This is a genomic window from Streptomyces poriferorum, assembly GCF_019399235.1.
GTDB classification, from domain to species: Bacteria; Actinomycetota; Actinomycetes; order Streptomycetales; family Streptomycetaceae; genus Streptomyces; species Streptomyces poriferorum.
The window spans coordinates 1-15,552 of sequence record NZ_JAELVH010000235.1 but is presented as its reverse complement, the minus strand read 5'-3'; the positions used below and the strand labels follow the sequence as shown (position 1 = coordinate 15,552).

The window sequence follows — 15,552 nt, the reverse complement described above, 5'->3', positions numbered from 1 at the left end:
GTCACGGGGACGCTGACCACGACCGGCACCGACGCCGACCGCGGTGACAACGTCTCCCGGATCCCGCTGCGCATCCTCCAGCCGCGCATCGTCTCGGTGCCCGAGGTCGGCAAGCCGGGGTTCGTCACGTCCGTGCGCGGCAAGGACTTCCCGCCCGGCGTTCCGGTGAAGCTCATCTGGAAGCCCGGGATCACCGCGACCGCGCCGCCGGCCCGCCCGATCGGTGACGGCACCTTCATCGCGCAGTTGCTGATCCTGGTGAAGGACCGGACGGGGCCGCGGACCATCACCGCGTCGGGTCCCGGGTTCAGCCCGGTCACCACCGACTTCCTGGTGGTCGGCGGCACCGTCGTGGACCAACCGCNCGCAGGACGAACACCGGCTGCTCTCCGAGGTGTTGCGCTGCCTGATCCGCACGGACGTCCTGCCCGCCCGGATGCTCACGGGCAGCCTTGCCGCCCTGGGGATGACGGTGGAGATGGAGGCGGCCTCGGCGGGTTCCGGCGACCGGCCGTCGACCGTGGACGTGTGGTCCGCGCTCGGCGGGGAGCTCAAGGCCGCGATCGACCTGCGGGTGTGGGCGCCGCTCGGCGGAGAGGTGGTGGCCGCGGGGCCGCCGGTCACCGAGGGCCTGCTCGTACGGACGGTGCCCGAGGCCGACGGCGAGGCGACGGAGCCGGGCCGGCGGCTGCGCTACGACGGGGCGTCCGAGCCCCGCGGGCAGGGCTTCGCCGCGGAACGTGAACGGCAGCTCCCGCCGGGCCGCCGCAGGCGAGGAGGTCCGGCGTCCGGCCCGGTGGCCGCGCCGGCCGGACTCCCCGGACTCCCCGGCCGGGGGCCGGATCGCGGCCCTCGCGCAGCGCTTCGGCCTGGTCGCGCCGGACCTCGATCTGCTGCTCGTCGCGATGGCCCCGGACATCGACGCACGGTTCGAGCGGCTGTACGGCTATCTCAACGACGACCTCACCCGGCGGCGCGCGACGACCGGCCTGGCCCTCGAACTCTGCGGGCTGCCCGCCGCGGGTCCCGGCCGCTTCCGCTTCTCCCCGTCCGCCCCGCTGGTCGTGTCCGGCCTGGTGGAGGTGCTGGAGGCCGAACGCCCGCTGCTCTCCAGGGTTCTGCGCGTACCGGACCGGGTCACCGCGCATCTGCTCGGCGACGACGCGGTGGACGGCCGGCTGCACGGTCTCGTCCGCGTCGCCGGGCCGCCGGAGGAGCCGGACCCGTGTCCGACGACGCTGCGGGCCGCGGCGGCGCTGGGCACCGGCAGCGGCCTGGTGCATCTGCTGGACCGCGGCGGCGACCCCGGCCGGATCGCGGCGGACGCGCTCCTCGCGGCCGGACTCCGCCCGCTGGTGGTGGACGCCGCCGCGCTGGCCGCCGCCCCGGAGCCGGTGCGGGCGGCGCGGATCCTGGCGACGGAGGCGCGGCTGACCGGTGGCGGTCTCGTCCTCGGGCCGCTGGAGACGCTCGCCCCCGAGCAGCCCAAGGGCGCCGGCCTGATCGACGGGCTCTGCGAGGCGGTCGGCGGCGGCTCCCCGCTGATCATGTACGGGAAGAAGCACTGGGACCCCTTGTGGGCCGCCGAGAGCCCGGTGACGGTCCCGGTCCCGCCTCCGGACCCGGCGGACGCGGCACGGCGGTGGCGCCGGGCACTCACCGGGGCCGGGGCCCCGGCAGGCCTCGCCGCCGGCACCGCGGCAGCCGACGCGCGCCTCGTCGACGCCACCCGCGCCTACCGCCTCGACTCCGGCCAGATCCGCAGGGCCGCCGCCGTCGCCTCCCGGCTGGCCGGCCTGGAGGGCCGCCCGGTGGAGGCCCGGGACCTGCGCACCGCCGTCCGGGCCCAGAACGGGGCGGGGCTGGCACGGCTCGCCCGCCGCATCGAGCCCACGGTCGGCTGGGACGACCTCGTACTGCCCCCGTCGACCCGCCGCCAGCTGTCCGACCTGGCGCTGCGCGCACGTCACCGCGAGCAGGTGCTCGGCCGGTGGCGGATGCGGCCGGGCGGCGGCCGGGGCCGGGGCATCGTCGCGCTGTTCGCCGGCGAGTCCGGGACGGGCAAGACCATGTCGGCGGAGGTCGTCGCGGCCGATCTGGGCATGGAGCTCTACGTCGTGGACCTGTCCTCCGTGGTGGACAAGTACATCGGTGAGACGGAGAAGAACCTGGAGCGGATCTTCGTCGAGGCGTCCGACGTCAACGCGGTGCTGCTGTTCGACGAGGCCGACGCCGTCTTCGGGAAGCGCTCGCAGGTCAAGGACGCCCAGGACCGGCACGCCAACGTGGAGTCGGCCTACCTGCTCCAGCGGATCGAGTCCTTCGACGGCATCGCCGTACTCACCACCAATCTTCGGGCCAACCTCGACGAGGCCTTCACCCGCCGCCTCGACGTGGTCGCCGACTTCCCCGTACCGGACGCGGAGCAGCGCCTGGCCCTGTGGGAACGCTGTCTGGGCACGGAGATCCCCCGCGCCCCGGGCCTCGACCTGCGGACCTGTGCGGAGCGTTTCGAGCTGACGGGCGGCTCCATCCGTGCCTGCGCGGTCACCGCCGCCTACCAGGCCGCGGAGTCGGGCCGGCCCCTGGACACGGACCAACTGGTCTCGGCGGTCCTCGCCGAGTACCGCAAGCTCGGACGGCTGGTCCTGGACAGCGAGTTCGGCCCGTGGCTGGAGCGCGCCCGGCGCTGAGCGGCGGGGGACCGCGAGCTCTGGACCCGCTCCCTGGCGTCCGTATCATCGGCGGCATGAATGCTGAGCCCTCGCGATCCGCCGGCCGTATGCGCGCCTCCGACGCCGACCGCGAAGCGGTCGTGGAACAGCTGCGGGAGGCGGCGGCCGAGGGGCGCATCGATCTCGAGGAGCTGGACGAGCGACTGGGCCTGGCACTCACGGCGAAAACCCACGCCGAACTCGCCCCGCTCACCGATGACCTGGGACCGGTCGTCCTCGACTCGGGCGAACCGCTGACGCTGAAGGGCGGCATCCACGGCGCCAAGCGGGCGGGCCGCTGGAAGGTACCGCCGCGCATCCTGGCGTACGGGGGCATGGGCGGCGTACTCCTCGACTTCACGCAGGCCGAATGCCGGCTGCGCGAGATCGAGGTGGAGGTGGACGCGCAGATGGCCGGAGTGGTGTTCGTGGTCCCGGAGGGCTGGAAGGCGGACACGGACGCGCTGGATCTCGGCTTCGGCGGGCTGAAGGACAAGACCGCGGGCGAACGGCTGCCCGGCACGCCGGTGCTCCGGATCTCGGGTTCGTGCGGCGCGGGCGGCGTGATCGTCCGCCACCCGAACCTCCGGGAACGCCGCAGGCGGCGCAAGGAACTGTCGCGCTGATTCCGGTGGTGCGCCGCGCTACACCGGCCGGACGGTGAGGATCTGCTCGGCCCGGCCGACGGGGCCGTGGATGTCGTGCAGGACCGTGCTGGTGATGCCCTGGCCGGTGGGGCCGAAGACGACCGTGGTGTCGAGCCCGGTCCAGTCGCCCTCGGGCCGGCGGTGCAGGTGGATGGTCAGGTCGACGTTCGGGAACATCCAGGCGGTGGGCTGCTCGCGTACGGCGATGCCGTTGGCGGTGTCGACGAGCGCGACGTACGACGCGAGCGGGCCGGCTGGTTCGCCCGCGACGAGGTCGAGGGGCGTGGAGATCCAGGCGGTCGTGCGGCCCGGCAGGGGCTTTCCGAGCGGGCGGACGTCGAGCGAGGCGATGTAGCCGCCCGGCCAGAGCTCGCCCATGGGCCAGGGAGCGAGTTCGCCGGGAGGGGTGAGCCGGTCGTCCCCGCCACCGGCGACGGCTTCAGTGTCTCCCGCGGCGAGGCACCAGGCCCGGGCGCGCACGACGGGACGGTCGCCGATGAGGGCGACGGCTTCGACCAGTTCGATGGTGCGGCCGGGCCGGATGGTCTCGACCCGGATCTCGCACGTGTCCAGGGCGAGCCGGCCCAGGATGTCGAAGCTGATCCGGGACAGCAGGAGCGCCTCCCCCGGCCGGTCGGCCAGGTGCAGTTCGAAGGCGTGGGTGATGAGGCCGCCGAGCGGGCTGAAGTGCACTTCGTCCGTGCTCCACGCACCGCTCGCGTGGGCGGTGGGCTTGAAGCTGTGTTCGTCGATGCGCTCGTAATAGCTGCCGGTGCTCATGCGGTGGTTCCCTCGCGGCTGTGCGGATCAAGGAACACCAGCGTGACACCGCACGGATACCGGCCTCCGCCCGGGTCCTTCCCGCGCAGGCCGGTCACGGCAGGTCCGGGGCCCACGCGACTCCATTGATGTGGGAACCGCCGTCGACGAAGAGCGTGTTGCCGGTCACGTAGCGGGCGCCCTCGCCCGCGAGGAACGCCGCCACCGGGGCGATGTCCTGGTCGGGGTCGCCGATGCGTCCCATGGGGTTCGTGGCGTCGGCCTGCCCCTCCAGTTCGGGATGCTCGCTCATCATCCGCCGGAAGGCCGCGCTCTTCGCGCCCGGGCAGATCGCGTTGACCACCACCCCGGTGGGGGCCCACTCACGGGCGGCGGTCCGGGTCAGGGTGCGCAGTGCCTCCTTGGCGGCGTTGTACTCCAGGGTCCCCATGTGGGCGTTCACGCCGTTGAGGCTGCACATGTTGATGACCCGGCCCCAACCCCGCGCCTTCATGTGCGGAAAGGCGGACTGCATCGCCCAGAGCGGCCCGTAGAAGCCGACGCCCAGGCCGCGGGCCAGCATCGCGTCGGTCTTGTTCTCGACCCGGCCGACATCGCCCGCTCCCCAGGCGTTGTTGACCAGGATGTCGACGCTGCCCCATTCCCGTACGGCCGTGTCGACCATCGCCAGGACCTGCGCCTTGTCACTGACGTCGGTGCGCACGAAGCGGCCGCCGGTCTCCGCGGCCGTGGCGCGGCCGGTCTCCTCGTTCAGCTCCGCGACCAGGACCCTGGCCCCCTCGGCTGCGAGCCGCCGGGCCACGGCGGCTCCGATCCCGTCCCCGGCGCCGGTGACGACGGCGACGCGTCCTTCGAGTGACATGCATGTACTCCCAGCAGTCGGGGCAACCGGACCGGCGTACGCATCCAAACCGGTCCGGCCCGACCGGGCAGCGCTCCGTCCCGGTGGGCGGGACACCGTCCCCGCACGTCCCGCTCAGGGCCGGAAGACCGCCACCGCCTCGGCCCCTTCCTCCCGCCGGAACGTCACCCGCAGCTCCATCCCGATGGCGAGCGCGGCCTCCTCGCACTCCACGACCTCCGTCATCATCCGCGGCCCCTCCGCGAGATCGACGACCGCGGCGACGTACGGGACGCGGGTGCCGAACGGCGGCAGGTCGTTGCGGTGGACGACGGACCAGGTGTAGAGCGTGGCCCGGCCGCTCGCCCGCACCCAGTCGGCCTCCTCGCTCCAGCAGTGGGGGCAGAACTCGCGCGGGTAGTGGTGGACCCGGTCGCAGGCGCGGCAGCGTCGCAGCAGCAGGTGGCCTTCGGCCGCGGCGTCCCAGTAGGGGCGGGTGAACGCGTCGGGTTCCGGGAGGTCGTGGCGGGCGGCCCGCATCGCGCCCGTCACAGGAAGAGCCCGATCGCCCGGTCCAGGGACCAGGTCTGCCAGGACATCGCGAACAGGGCGACGAGCGAGATGAGGGCCATCATCGCGTTCTGGCCCTGCTCGGCCCAGTCGTGGATCATCAGCACCAGGTAGAGCAGATTGAGCAGGAGCCCGGCGACGAGCGCGACCGGGGTCAGGAGACCGGTCACCAGGCCCAGACCCAGGGCCAGTTCCGCGTAGACGACGAGGTACGCCATGGCCTTCGGCCGGGGCGCGACGATCTTCTCGAAGCCGGTCCGGACCACCGTCCAGCGGTGCTTGCCCGCGACATCCGAAGCCCAGGCGATGCCGGTGCCGCGTTCGAACCAGCCCTTCTTGTCCTTGTGGCGCCAGCTCTCCAGCCACCACAGGCCGATGCCTATTCGGAGCACGGCGAGCCACTGGGCTCCGTCGAGCCAGATCGTCCGCATGGGGCCTCCCGTTCGCTAGATCTGACGGTACGTCAGTTCACCTGATGGCGGCGGCGTGCGCAAGAGGCGCGCACCCGTGATCAATTCGCAATCGATTCCGGTCTTGACCGAGACCCATCAAGGGGGCGCGCGATTACGCTCCGAAGCATGTCCGACAGCACAGCTACCGCCGGTGGCAGCAGCACCCCGGCCCCCACCGACATCACCGAGGACCGCCCGGTCTACGTCATCGGCGGCGGTCCGGGCGGCCTCGCCGCCGCCGCGGCCCTGCGCGAGCAGGGGGTCCGGGCGGTGGTCCTGGAGAAGTCCGCGGACGTCGGGGCGTCCTGGCGGCGCCACTACGACCGGCTGCACCTGCACACCACCCGGCGCTGGTCCGCCCTGCCCGGCCTGCCCATGCCCCGCAGGTTCGGCCGCTGGGTCTCCCGGGACGACGTGGTGCGCTACCTGGAGAAGTACGTCGAGCACCACGAGCTGGAAGTGGTGACGGGCGTCGAGGTCTCCCGCATCGACCGGGCGGACGACGGCACCGGATGGCGGCTGACCGCGACCGGCGGCCGTGAACTGACCGGCCGGGCCGTGGTCGTGGCCACCGGCTACAACCACACCCCGCGGATCCCCGACTGGTCCGGGCGCGACACCTTCACGGGCGAGCTGCTGCACGCCTCCGCGTACCGCAACCCGGCCCCGTACGCGGGCAAGGACGTCCTCGTCGTGGGCGTCGGCAACACGGGGGCGGAGATCGCCGTCGACCTGGTGGAGGGCGGCGCGTCCCGCGTACGGCTCGCGGTGCGCACCGTTCCGCACATCGTGCGCCGCTCCACGGCGGGCTGGCCCGCACAGGCGACGGGCATTCTGGTGCGCCGGCTGCCCGTCGCGCTCGTCGACCGGGCGGGCGGCCTGATGGCCCGCGTCGCGGTGCCCGACCTCGCGGAACAGGGGCTGCCCCGGCCGGACACGGGCCTGTACTCCCGGGTCAAGGACGGGGCGATCCCGGTCCAGGACGTGGGACTGATCGACGCGGTGAAGGGCGGCCGGGTGGTTCCGGTGGCAGCCGTCGAGTCGTTCGACAAGGACGCGGTGGTGCTGGCGGACGGGACCCGGATCACCCCGGACGCGGTGATCGCCGCGACCGGCTATCTGCGGGCCCTGGAACCACTGGTCGGCCATCTCGGGGTGCTGGACGAGCGGGGCCGCCCGGTGGCACACGGCGGCCGTACGCCGAAGCAGGCGCCCGGCCTGTACTTCATCGGGTTCACCAACCCGATCAGCGGCATGTTCCGCGAAATGGCCCTGGACGCACAGAAGATCGCGAAGCGGGTGGCGCGCACCATCTGAGCCGGCAAGGCCAATGGGGCCCGCGCCTCCGAGCCCCTCGGGGTCCGCGGCGTCGATGTGGACCGGGCGACCAACTGGTCGGGGCGAGCGCAAGGGCACCCAGGCCGAACAGTGGCTGTCCTCCAGCCCGGAGGCGTTCATCTGGCTCCGGCTCTACCGGAGCGAGAGCCCGCCGCTGGACCCGCAGGCCCCGCCGTGGTGGACACTCCGGCGCCTTGATCACGGCGACGGACTGGCCCACCAGCCGCCGAACCACGAGGCCATGCGCGCGGTGTTCCGCCGGACCAACGCCCTGCTGGGCACGGACTGGTCGATGCACGGCTTTCACCGACATTGCCGCACCCGTCATCTGCTATCGCTTCCTTGCCGACTGATCAACGGGTGCGAACTCGTCCCCTTCGCAAGGCCGGGCAGACAAGGGTGCGGCGCAGGTCGCCAAGGTGGTGCGACGGGCGAGATCGGGCAGGACGGTGGCCAGACCGGCCAGCGCCAGGACAGCGCCGAGCCAGAGCGGAGCGCGCAGCCCCCAGGCGTCGATCACCACGGCGCCGATGGAGGAGCCGAGGATGATGCCCAGGGTGATGAAGGAGGAGTGCACGGTGTTGACCAGGGGGCCGGCGTTGCCGGTGCGCTGGACCCGGGTCACCATGGCCGGGTTCATAGTGACGCCAACCAGGCCGATGCCCATCATGCAGATGACGGCCGGGGCGGGCATATCGGCGAGGAGGGCGAAGCCGGCCAGGAACAGCGTGTTGAGGACGAGGCCGACGGCAAGGACCGGGACGGTGTGCCCGTCGGCGAAACGACCGACCACGTTGTTGCCGATGACGGTGGCGGCGCCGTAGGCAACGAGCAGCAGGGGAACGGTGCCGGTGGAAAAGCCGGTGACGTCGGTGAGGATGGGGTTGAAGTAGCTGAAGGCGGAGAAGGTGGCGCCGATGATCAGTGTGCTGCTGGACAGCACCAGCCACATCTTGGGTTTCCTGAAGACGCCGGCCTCCTGGCGCAAGCCGCCGCTGCTCTCCGCGCGTTCGATGCGGGGCACGCCGAACAGGGTGGTCCCGGCCGCGACCACGGTGATCAGGGTGATGGTCCAGAACGCGGCGCGCCAGCCGAAACGCTCGCCGACCAGCGTGGAGATGGGCAGGCCGAGCAGCGTGCCGAGCATGAGGCCGTTCATCACGACGGCAATCGCGCGGCCCCGGATCTCGGGGCGGGTGATCTGGGCGCACATCGAGATGCCCACGCCGAAGAACGCCTGGGAGGCGATGCCGGTGATGATCCGCGCGGTCATCATCATGCCGTAGCCGATCGCGGTGGCGGCCAGTACGTTGCCGGCGAGGAAGATGACGAACAGCACCATCAGTGCCGTACGTGGTGGGAATTTCATCAGGGCCACGGTCAGGAACGGGCCACCGGCGGCCATGGCCACCGCGAAGGCGGTGATGAGGTAGCCGATCTGAGGGACGGTCGCGTCCAGCCCTTCGGCCATCTGCGGCATCAGCCCGGCGACCACGAACTCACTGGTCACCATGGCGAAGATGCCGAGTGCCAGGACGTATACGGCACGAGGCACGGGTCGATCTCCTTCGAGGTCAGTTATGTATCGAACGGTCCAAAACTTGGGCAGGCGTGGACACGGCCCCCGGATGACGTGCGCCGTCACCCGATGAGTGCGTCCATGGTGATTTCAGCGATCGACTCCAGTGCGGCCCGGTCGGCACCGCCCTGACTGGAGATGCGCATGCCGCCGATCGCCGCGTTGACGAAGCGGGCAAGCGCTCCGGCGTCGCGGGAAGAGGTGATACTGCCTTCCCGCTGCCCCTCCTGGAGCACCGCGCGCAGCGCCGTCAGCCGACGCCGCGTGTCGCGGTCCAGCATTTCCGCCGCCCGCGGGTCCCGGGCGACCAGCTCGACCGTGGTGTTCACGGTCAGACAGCCGAGGCCACGCCCGCCCGGCCGCTGCTCCGTCTCCGTCTCGCCGTCGACGACCATGGCGAACAGGGTGCGCAGCCGGTCAGCGGCGCTGCGCCGAGAGTCCTCCAGGACGGCCAGCTGGGCAGTCGTCATGGAGTCGATGTAGCGGGCCAGTACGCGCTCGAAGAGGTCGTGCTTGCTCTTGAACGTGTTGTAAATGCTGCTGCGTCCCAGCCCCGTGGCGTCACACAAGTCCTGTGTGGAGGTGGCTTCGTAGCCCTTCTCCCAGAACGTGCGCATCGCCGCATCCAGGGCACCTTCCTCGTCGAACGTCCTCGGTCGGGCCATGGCGCGACCTTAGCCGTTTTGGACCGTCCGTTGCAATACTCTTTCGGAGGCCCACTCCCACCGCGACCTGAAGCCTTTGCGGCGCGGTCAGTGCCGGAGGGGCGCATCCGGCCATCACCCCAAGGCCGTCCGCGACACAACCAACACCGACTGCCGCGTACCGCCAAACGCAACAGCTCGCAGTCAGGAAAGACACTCCGACCCCGTGAGGGCACTCCCGAGGTTGAGAGCGGTGGTCCGGGGAAGATCCCGGACCACCACTCTCAAGCTTTCCCGGACCACAGCTCCCGGCCCTTCCCGGATCACCGCTCAAGCTTTCCCTGCACAACCATTCCTGACGGGCCGTCAGTTCAGTAACCTGACAGGGCGTCAGTTTTGTGCCCGGGCACCGCACGTGCCGACGGACTTTCGAGCAGGAGTGGGCGGAACGATGCTTGGATCGACTCACGGCACCCTCACCACCGACTTCCGCGCCAGGGTGGTGGCCTGCGGCGAGGAACCGCACGCCGCCGTCCACAGCATGGCGGCCGCCGCCGCGGAGGGCGACCTCGACGTCAGCGGCCGCCCGCTGCACGCGCCCGTACCGGATCTGGACCGGTTCTTCCGGCCGGAGTCCGTCGCCGTCATCGGCGCGTCCGACACCGAGGGGCGCCCCAACACCGGGATCACCCGCCAGCTGATCGCCTGGGCCGAGCGGGTCGGGGCACGGCTGTATCCGGTGCACCCCACCCGCGAGTCCGTCTTCGGCCGGGCCTGCGCTCCCTCCGTCGCCGATCTGCCGGAGCAGGTGGACCTGGCGGTGCTGCTGGTCGGCGACCCGCTCCCGGTCATCGAGGAACTCGCCCAGGCCAAGGTGAAGTTCGCCGTCGCCTTCGCCTCCGGATTCGCCGAGACCGGTGCGGAGGGCGCCGCCGCGCAGGCCCGGCTGGCCGCCGCCGTGGAACGGTCGGGGCTGCGCCTGCTCGGCCCGAACACCAACCTCAACGCCTTCGAGGAGTTCCGCGACGACCTGGACGGGCCGGCGATCGCGCTGATCACCCAGTCCGGCCACCAGGGACGCCCCGTCTACACGCTCCAGGAGCTGGGCGTGCGGCTCTCGCACTGGGCTCCCACGGGCAACGAGGCGGATCTGGAGACGTCCGACTTCATCGCGTACTTCTCGCAGCGCCCCGAGGTCGGGGCCATCGCCTGCTACGTCGAAGGGCTCAAGGACGGGCGCTCCTTCCTGCTCGCCGCGGACCGGGCGGCACGGGCCGGGGTCCCGGTGGTGGCGGTCAAGGTGGGACGTACGGAGACGGGGGCCAGGATGGCCGCGTCACACACCGGCAAGCTGACCGGCGCCGACCAGGTCGTCGACGCGGCGATGCGGCAGTTCGGCGTGATCCGGGTGGACGGCCTCGACGAACTCCAGGACACCGCGGCCCTCCTGGCCCGGGCCCGCAAGCCGCTCGCCGACGGCGTCGTGGTCTATTCGATCTCGGGCGGCACGGGCGCGCACTTCTCGGACCTGGCGACGGAGGCCGGCCTGTCGCTCCCGGTCCTGTCCGAGGCGAAGCAGGCCGAGCTCCACACCTGGATCCCCTCCTACCTGAACGTGGCGAACCCGGTCGACAACGGCGGCCACCCGGTCGGCGACTGGCGCGGCCGGAAGATCATCGACGCGATCCTCGCCGACCCCGGGGTGGGGGTGCTGATCTGTCCGATCACCGGCCCCTTCCCGCCGATGAGCGACAAGCTGGCGCAGGACCTGGTGGACGCGGCGGAGGCCACGGACAAGCTGGTGTGCGTGATCTGGGGGTCGCCGGTCGGCACGGAGGACGCCTACCGCACGACGCTGCTCGGCTCGTCCCGCGTCGCCACCTTCCGTACGTTCGGCAACTGCATCACCGCGGTGAAGGCGTATCTGGACCACCACCGGTTCACCGCGTCCTACCGCTCCCCGTTCGACGAGGCGCCGCGCACCCCGTCGCCCTCCTTCCGCAAGGCGCAGGCGCTGATGCGCCCGGGCCACCAGCTGAGCGAGCACGCGGCGAAGCAGCTGCTGCGCGCGTACGGGATCCGGGTGCCCCGGGAGCAGTTGGTGACGAGCGCCGCGGCGGCCGTCCGGGCGGCGGGGCTCGTCGGCTACCCCGTCGTCATGAAGGCGTCCGGCGCGCGCTTGGCGCACAAGACGGAACTGGGCCTGGTCAAGGTCGGTCTCACCTCCGCCAGCCAGGTGCGGGACGCCTATCGCGAACTCACCGACATCGCACGCTACGAGGACATCGAGCTGGACGGCATCCTGGTCTGCCAGATGGTCGAGCGGGGCGTCGAGATGATGGTCGGCGTCACTCAGGACGCCCTGTTCGGGCCGACGGTGACGGTCGGCCTCGGAGGCGTACTCGTCGAGGTGCTGCACGACGCGGCGGTGCGGGTCCCGCCGTTCGGCGAGGACCAGGCGCGGGCGATGCTCGGCGAACTGCGCGGCCGGGCGCTGCTGGAAGGCGTGCGGGGCGGTCCGCCGGTGGATGTGGACGCCCTCGTCGAAGTCGTCCTGCGGGTGCAGCGGATGGCCCTGGAACTCGGCGACGACCTCAGCGAACTCGACATCAACCCGCTGATGGTGCTGGGTCGCGGGCAGGGAGCGGTCGCCCTGGACGCGCTGGCGGTCTGCCGCTGACCGACCCCGCCACCACGCCCGCGGAGAGGGCCGCCCGTCCACTCCGGTCCGGGGCTCGGGCCCTTCGGCCTGCCGGCCCGGACCGGAACGCGGGAATCCGTCCTCAACCGCCGGACGGGCTGGATTCCCGTTCGCCCTCCATCTGCTCAGGAGCTGCCTCATGCCGTCCTCCCCCGAAGACACCAATGACCACACCGACCACAGCGACCCGTCCGGATCGCCTGAATCATTGATACTCCACGCCACTGACAACGGCGTCTCGTGGATCACGCTCAACCGCCCCGAGGCGATGAACGCCGTCACCTGGGACCAGCGCGAACGCATCATCGCCCTGCTCGCCGAGGCCTCCGCCGACCCCGGCGTCCGGGCCGTGGTCCTCACCGCCACCGGCCGCGGCTTCTGCGCGGGCGCCGACCTGCGCGGCGCCCCCACCACCGGCGACCGGGTGCCGGGCGACGTGGCCCGCACGATCCGGCTCGGCGCACAACGCCTGATCGCCGCGGTCCTGGACTGCGAGAAGCCCGTCATCGCGGCGGTCAACGGCACGGCGGCGGGCATCGGCTCGCACCTCGCGTTCGCCTGCGACCTGGTGCTGGCCGCCGAGTCGGCGAAGTTCATCGAGGTGTTCGTACGCCGCGGCCTCGTACCGGACGGCGGCGGGGCGTACCTGCTGCCGCGCCTGATCGGTCCGCAGCGCGCCAAGGAGCTGATGTTCTTCGGCGACTCGCTGCCGGCGACGGAGGCGGAGCGCCTGGGCCTGGTCAACCGGACGGTGCCGGACGAGGAGTTGACGGCGACGGCACGCGCGTGGGCCCAGCGCCTGGCCGACGGCCCGACCCGCGCGATCGCCCTCACGAAGCAGCTGGTCAACGCGTCCCTGGACGCGGACCGGGCCACGGCGTTCGCGGCCGAGGCGATGGCTCAGGAGATCAACATGACGACGCAGGACGCCAACGAGGGCGTGGCGAGCTTCGTGGAGCGGCGGGTTCCGAAGTACCGGGGGGTGTGAGCGGCGCCTGCCCACCGTCGCGCCACCAGCTGTCGCCGACGCGTACGAAGGGCTGCCGCGCACCGCAATGGCACCCCGACTTTCGGCAGTGCCGCCCCGGCTTCCGGTTGCGTACGGTCGACCGGGTGGAGAGAGCGATGATCAGCGACGCGGTCCGGCGGGCCGCCGCCCTGGGGAGCCTGCTGACCGTGGCCGCCGGAGCCTGCATCGCGCTGAGCACGGTCAGCCTGTGGTGGGTGCTGCCCGCCGCGGTGACGGCATTCCTCGCCGGGCGCGAGCCGGGCAGGACCGCGCCGACCCTTCTGGTACTCGTCGCGGTGGTGGCCGGTGGAGTGGTGGCGGTGGCCCTGGTGCCTTCCTGGCTGCTGATGGCGGGGCGGTTCGTCGCGGTGGTCGTGGTCGCCGCGATGCTGCCGTGGTTCGCGGGACGGTTCTGGCGTCTGTACCAGGAGCTCGTCCGGGCCGGCTGGGAGCGGGCGGGGCAGCTCGAGCGCGAGCAGCGGCTCGTCGCGGAGCAGGCCCGGTCCCGCGAGCGGGCCCGCATCGCGCAGGACATGCACGATGTCCTCGGACACGAGCTGAGCCTCATCGCCCTGTCGGCAGGGGCCCTCAAACTCGCTCCCGGGCTGGACGAGTCCCACCGGGCAGCGGCCGGGAAGATCCGGGCCCGGGCAGCTGCGTCGGTGGAGCGGCTCGGCGAGGTGATCGGCCTCCTGCGCGAGGAGGCGGACGGGCCGCCCCGGCCGCCCGGTACCGGCATTCCCCAGCTCGTCGCGGAGGCCGCCGCCGCCGGCCTCCCGGTCACTCTCCACGCCGAGGGCGACCCCGCGGCCATGCCCCCGCCGGCCGCACGGGCCGCCCACCGCGTCGTCCGGGAGGCCCTGACGAACGCGGCCAAACACGCGCCGCGCGCCCGGGTGGACGTGCGGCTGGCCCACGGAGGCGGGGTGACGACGGTACGGATCGAGAACGGCCCGGCGCCCGGACCCACGGGCCGGACGGATCCCCCCGGCACCGGACTGGGGCTGATCGGGCTGGACGAACGCGTACGGCTGGCGGGCGGCACCTTCACCCACGGCCCCTACGTCGACGGCTTCGCAGTCGTCGCGCGCCTCCCGCACACCCCGCCCGTCCGTCTCCCCGCCGCCGTGCCCGAAACCGTCCGGCAGGACCTGCCCCCGGAGCACCGGCACGCCCGCAGCCGCGTCCGGCGGGCCCTGGTCCTCGCCGTCGTGCTGCCGTCGGCGGCGTGGGCGGTACTGAGCGCCGCGCTGATGGGGTGGGACATCCACTCGGCCCGGCAGTCCGTCCTGGACCCGGGCGACTACGCACGGCTCCGGGTGGGCCAGGAACAGGCCTCGGTCGCCCACCTGTTGCCCGATCGCGAGACCAGGCAGCGACCAGTGGCCGGGGAACCGAAGGGACCGGGCGTCACGTGTGCGTACTACGCGATGACCGCCGACCGCTTCGACGACCGGTCCGGGGACGCGTACCGGCTCTGCTTCCGGGACGGCAGACTGCTGTCCAAGGAGGCACTCGCACCATGAACGCCGCACGCCCCCTCCCGCACCATCGGGCCAGCACCGCGGAGGAAGACAGATGATCCGCGTCCTCATCGCCGACGACGAGCCGATGATCCGCGCCGGGGTGCGTGCCGTGCTCTCCACCGATCCGGGTATCGAGATCGTCGCCGAGGCGTCGGACGGCCACGAGGCCGTGGAGCAGGCGCACCGTCACCGCCCCCACGTGGCCGTGCTCGACATCCGGATGCCGGGGACCAACGGCATCGAGGCGGCCGCCGAGATCCGGCGCACCGTCCCGGCGACGGGCGTCGTGATGCTGACGACCTTCGGCGAGGACGACTACATCCTCCAGGCGCTCGGAGGCGGCGCCGCCGGATTCCTGATCAAGTCGGGCGAGCCCGAGGAGCTGATCGCCGGAGTCCGCGCCGTGGCCGACGGCGCCGCCTATCTGTCACCGAAGGTCGCGGCCCGGGTCGTCGCCCATCTCTCGGCGACGGGCGCGGGCGCCCTGGCCGGCCGCCGTACCGCCGCCCGGGAACGGGTCCGCACGCTCACCGCCCGGGAACGCGACGTACTGGCCTTCCTCGGCGGCGGGCTGTCCAACGGGCAGATCGCGCGCCGGCTCCACCTGGTCGAGGGGACGGTCAAGGCCCATGTGAGCTCCATCCTGGCCCGGTTGGGCGTGGACAACCGGGCCGCTGCCGCGGTCGTCGCCCACGAAGCCGGGGTCGTCGACCCCGCGCACACGCCCTAGTTGTATTGATCACGAGCGTTG

Annotated in this window: 13 protein-coding genes and 2 pseudogenes; 9 read left to right on the top strand and 6 right to left on the bottom strand. The window is 72.4% G+C overall.

Annotated features, from left to right (window positions below; all coding sequences use genetic code 11):
• The 4 genes and pseudogenes from JGS39_RS41175 to JGS39_RS30325 form a co-directional block, all read left to right on the top strand.
• Window positions 1-351, top strand: a pseudogene (locus JGS39_RS41175) (hypothetical protein); the annotation flags it as partial.
• A pseudogene (locus tag JGS39_RS30335) lies at window positions 263-787 on the top strand (Pvc16 family protein); the annotation flags it as partial. The pseudogenes JGS39_RS41175 and JGS39_RS30335, both read left to right, overlap by 89 nt.
• Window positions 741-2,693, top strand: a complete 1,953-nt coding sequence (locus tag JGS39_RS30330) for an ATP-binding protein (protein WP_308120792.1) — start codon at window positions 741-743, stop codon at window positions 2,691-2,693. The pseudogene JGS39_RS30335 and the gene JGS39_RS30330, both read left to right, overlap by 47 nt.
• 56 nt (window positions 2,694-2,749) lie before the next feature.
• Window positions 2,750-3,340: a DUF1707 SHOCT-like domain-containing protein gene (locus JGS39_RS30325; protein WP_219572905.1), complete on the top strand. Its 591-nt coding sequence runs from the start codon at window positions 2,750-2,752 to the stop codon at window positions 3,338-3,340.
• An 18-nt stretch (window positions 3,341-3,358) separates the two neighbouring features.
• Here the strand turns inward: JGS39_RS30325 and JGS39_RS30320 are convergent, their stop codons facing one another.
• From JGS39_RS30320 to JGS39_RS30305, 4 genes are all read right to left on the bottom strand, one after another.
• Window positions 3,359-4,141 (bottom strand): thioesterase family protein, encoded by a 783-nt coding sequence (locus JGS39_RS30320; RefSeq protein ID WP_219572904.1) that lies wholly within the window; start codon window positions 4,139-4,141, stop codon window positions 3,359-3,361.
• A 94-nt stretch (window positions 4,142-4,235) separates the two neighbouring features.
• Window positions 4,236-5,003: an SDR family NAD(P)-dependent oxidoreductase gene (locus tag JGS39_RS30315; protein WP_219572903.1), complete on the bottom strand. Its 768-nt coding sequence runs from the start codon at window positions 5,001-5,003 to the stop codon at window positions 4,236-4,238.
• A 114-nt stretch (window positions 5,004-5,117) separates the two neighbouring features.
• Window positions 5,118-5,522 (bottom strand): Zn-ribbon domain-containing OB-fold protein, encoded by a 405-nt coding sequence (locus JGS39_RS30310; RefSeq protein ID WP_219572907.1) that lies wholly within the window; start codon window positions 5,520-5,522, stop codon window positions 5,118-5,120.
• An 8-nt stretch (window positions 5,523-5,530) separates the two neighbouring features.
• Window positions 5,531-5,983 carry a DoxX family protein gene (locus tag JGS39_RS30305; RefSeq protein WP_219572902.1) on the bottom strand — a complete coding sequence of 151 codons (453 nt, stop codon included), beginning with the start codon at window positions 5,981-5,983 and terminating at the stop codon, window positions 5,531-5,533.
• A gap of 147 nt (window positions 5,984-6,130) precedes the next feature.
• Between JGS39_RS30305 and JGS39_RS30300 the strand changes: the two genes are divergently transcribed.
• Window positions 6,131-7,321 carry a flavin-containing monooxygenase gene (locus JGS39_RS30300; RefSeq protein WP_219572901.1) on the top strand — a complete coding sequence of 397 codons (1,191 nt, stop codon included), beginning with the start codon at window positions 6,131-6,133 and terminating at the stop codon, window positions 7,319-7,321.
• Window positions 7,322-7,673: 352 nt separating this feature from the next.
• Here JGS39_RS30300 and JGS39_RS30295 read toward each other — a convergent pair whose 3' ends face one another.
• Entirely contained in the window at window positions 7,674-8,897 is a 1,224-nt protein-coding gene (locus JGS39_RS30295) for an MFS transporter (protein ID WP_219572900.1), read from the bottom strand.
• An 86-nt stretch (window positions 8,898-8,983) separates the two neighbouring features.
• Window positions 8,984-9,586 carry a TetR/AcrR family transcriptional regulator gene (locus tag JGS39_RS30290; protein ID WP_219572899.1) on the bottom strand — a complete coding sequence of 201 codons (603 nt, stop codon included), beginning with the start codon at window positions 9,584-9,586 and terminating at the stop codon, window positions 8,984-8,986.
• A gap of 430 nt (window positions 9,587-10,016) precedes the next feature.
• Between JGS39_RS30290 and JGS39_RS30285 the strand changes: the two genes are divergently transcribed.
• The 4 genes from JGS39_RS30285 to JGS39_RS30270 all read left to right on the top strand — a co-directional run bounded on the left by JGS39_RS30285 (window position 10,017) and on the right by JGS39_RS30270 (window position 15,531).
• Complete coding sequence (locus JGS39_RS30285; protein WP_219572898.1) at window positions 10,017-12,245, top strand: acetate--CoA ligase family protein; 2,229 nt, start codon at window positions 10,017-10,019, stop codon at window positions 12,243-12,245.
• Between the two features lie 160 nt (window positions 12,246-12,405).
• On the top strand, window positions 12,406-13,254 hold the full coding sequence (locus tag JGS39_RS30280; protein WP_219572897.1) for an enoyl-CoA hydratase/isomerase family protein: 849 nt from the start codon (window positions 12,406-12,408) through the stop codon (window positions 13,252-13,254).
• Window positions 13,255-13,391: 137 nt separating this feature from the next.
• On the top strand, window positions 13,392-14,801 hold the full coding sequence (locus JGS39_RS30275) for a sensor histidine kinase (RefSeq protein ID WP_219572896.1): 1,410 nt from the start codon (window positions 13,392-13,394) through the stop codon (window positions 14,799-14,801).
• A 52-nt stretch (window positions 14,802-14,853) separates the two neighbouring features.
• Window positions 14,854-15,531: a response regulator gene (locus JGS39_RS30270; protein ID WP_219572895.1), complete on the top strand. Its 678-nt coding sequence runs from the start codon at window positions 14,854-14,856 to the stop codon at window positions 15,529-15,531.
• Window positions 15,532-15,552 lie beyond the last annotated feature (21 nt).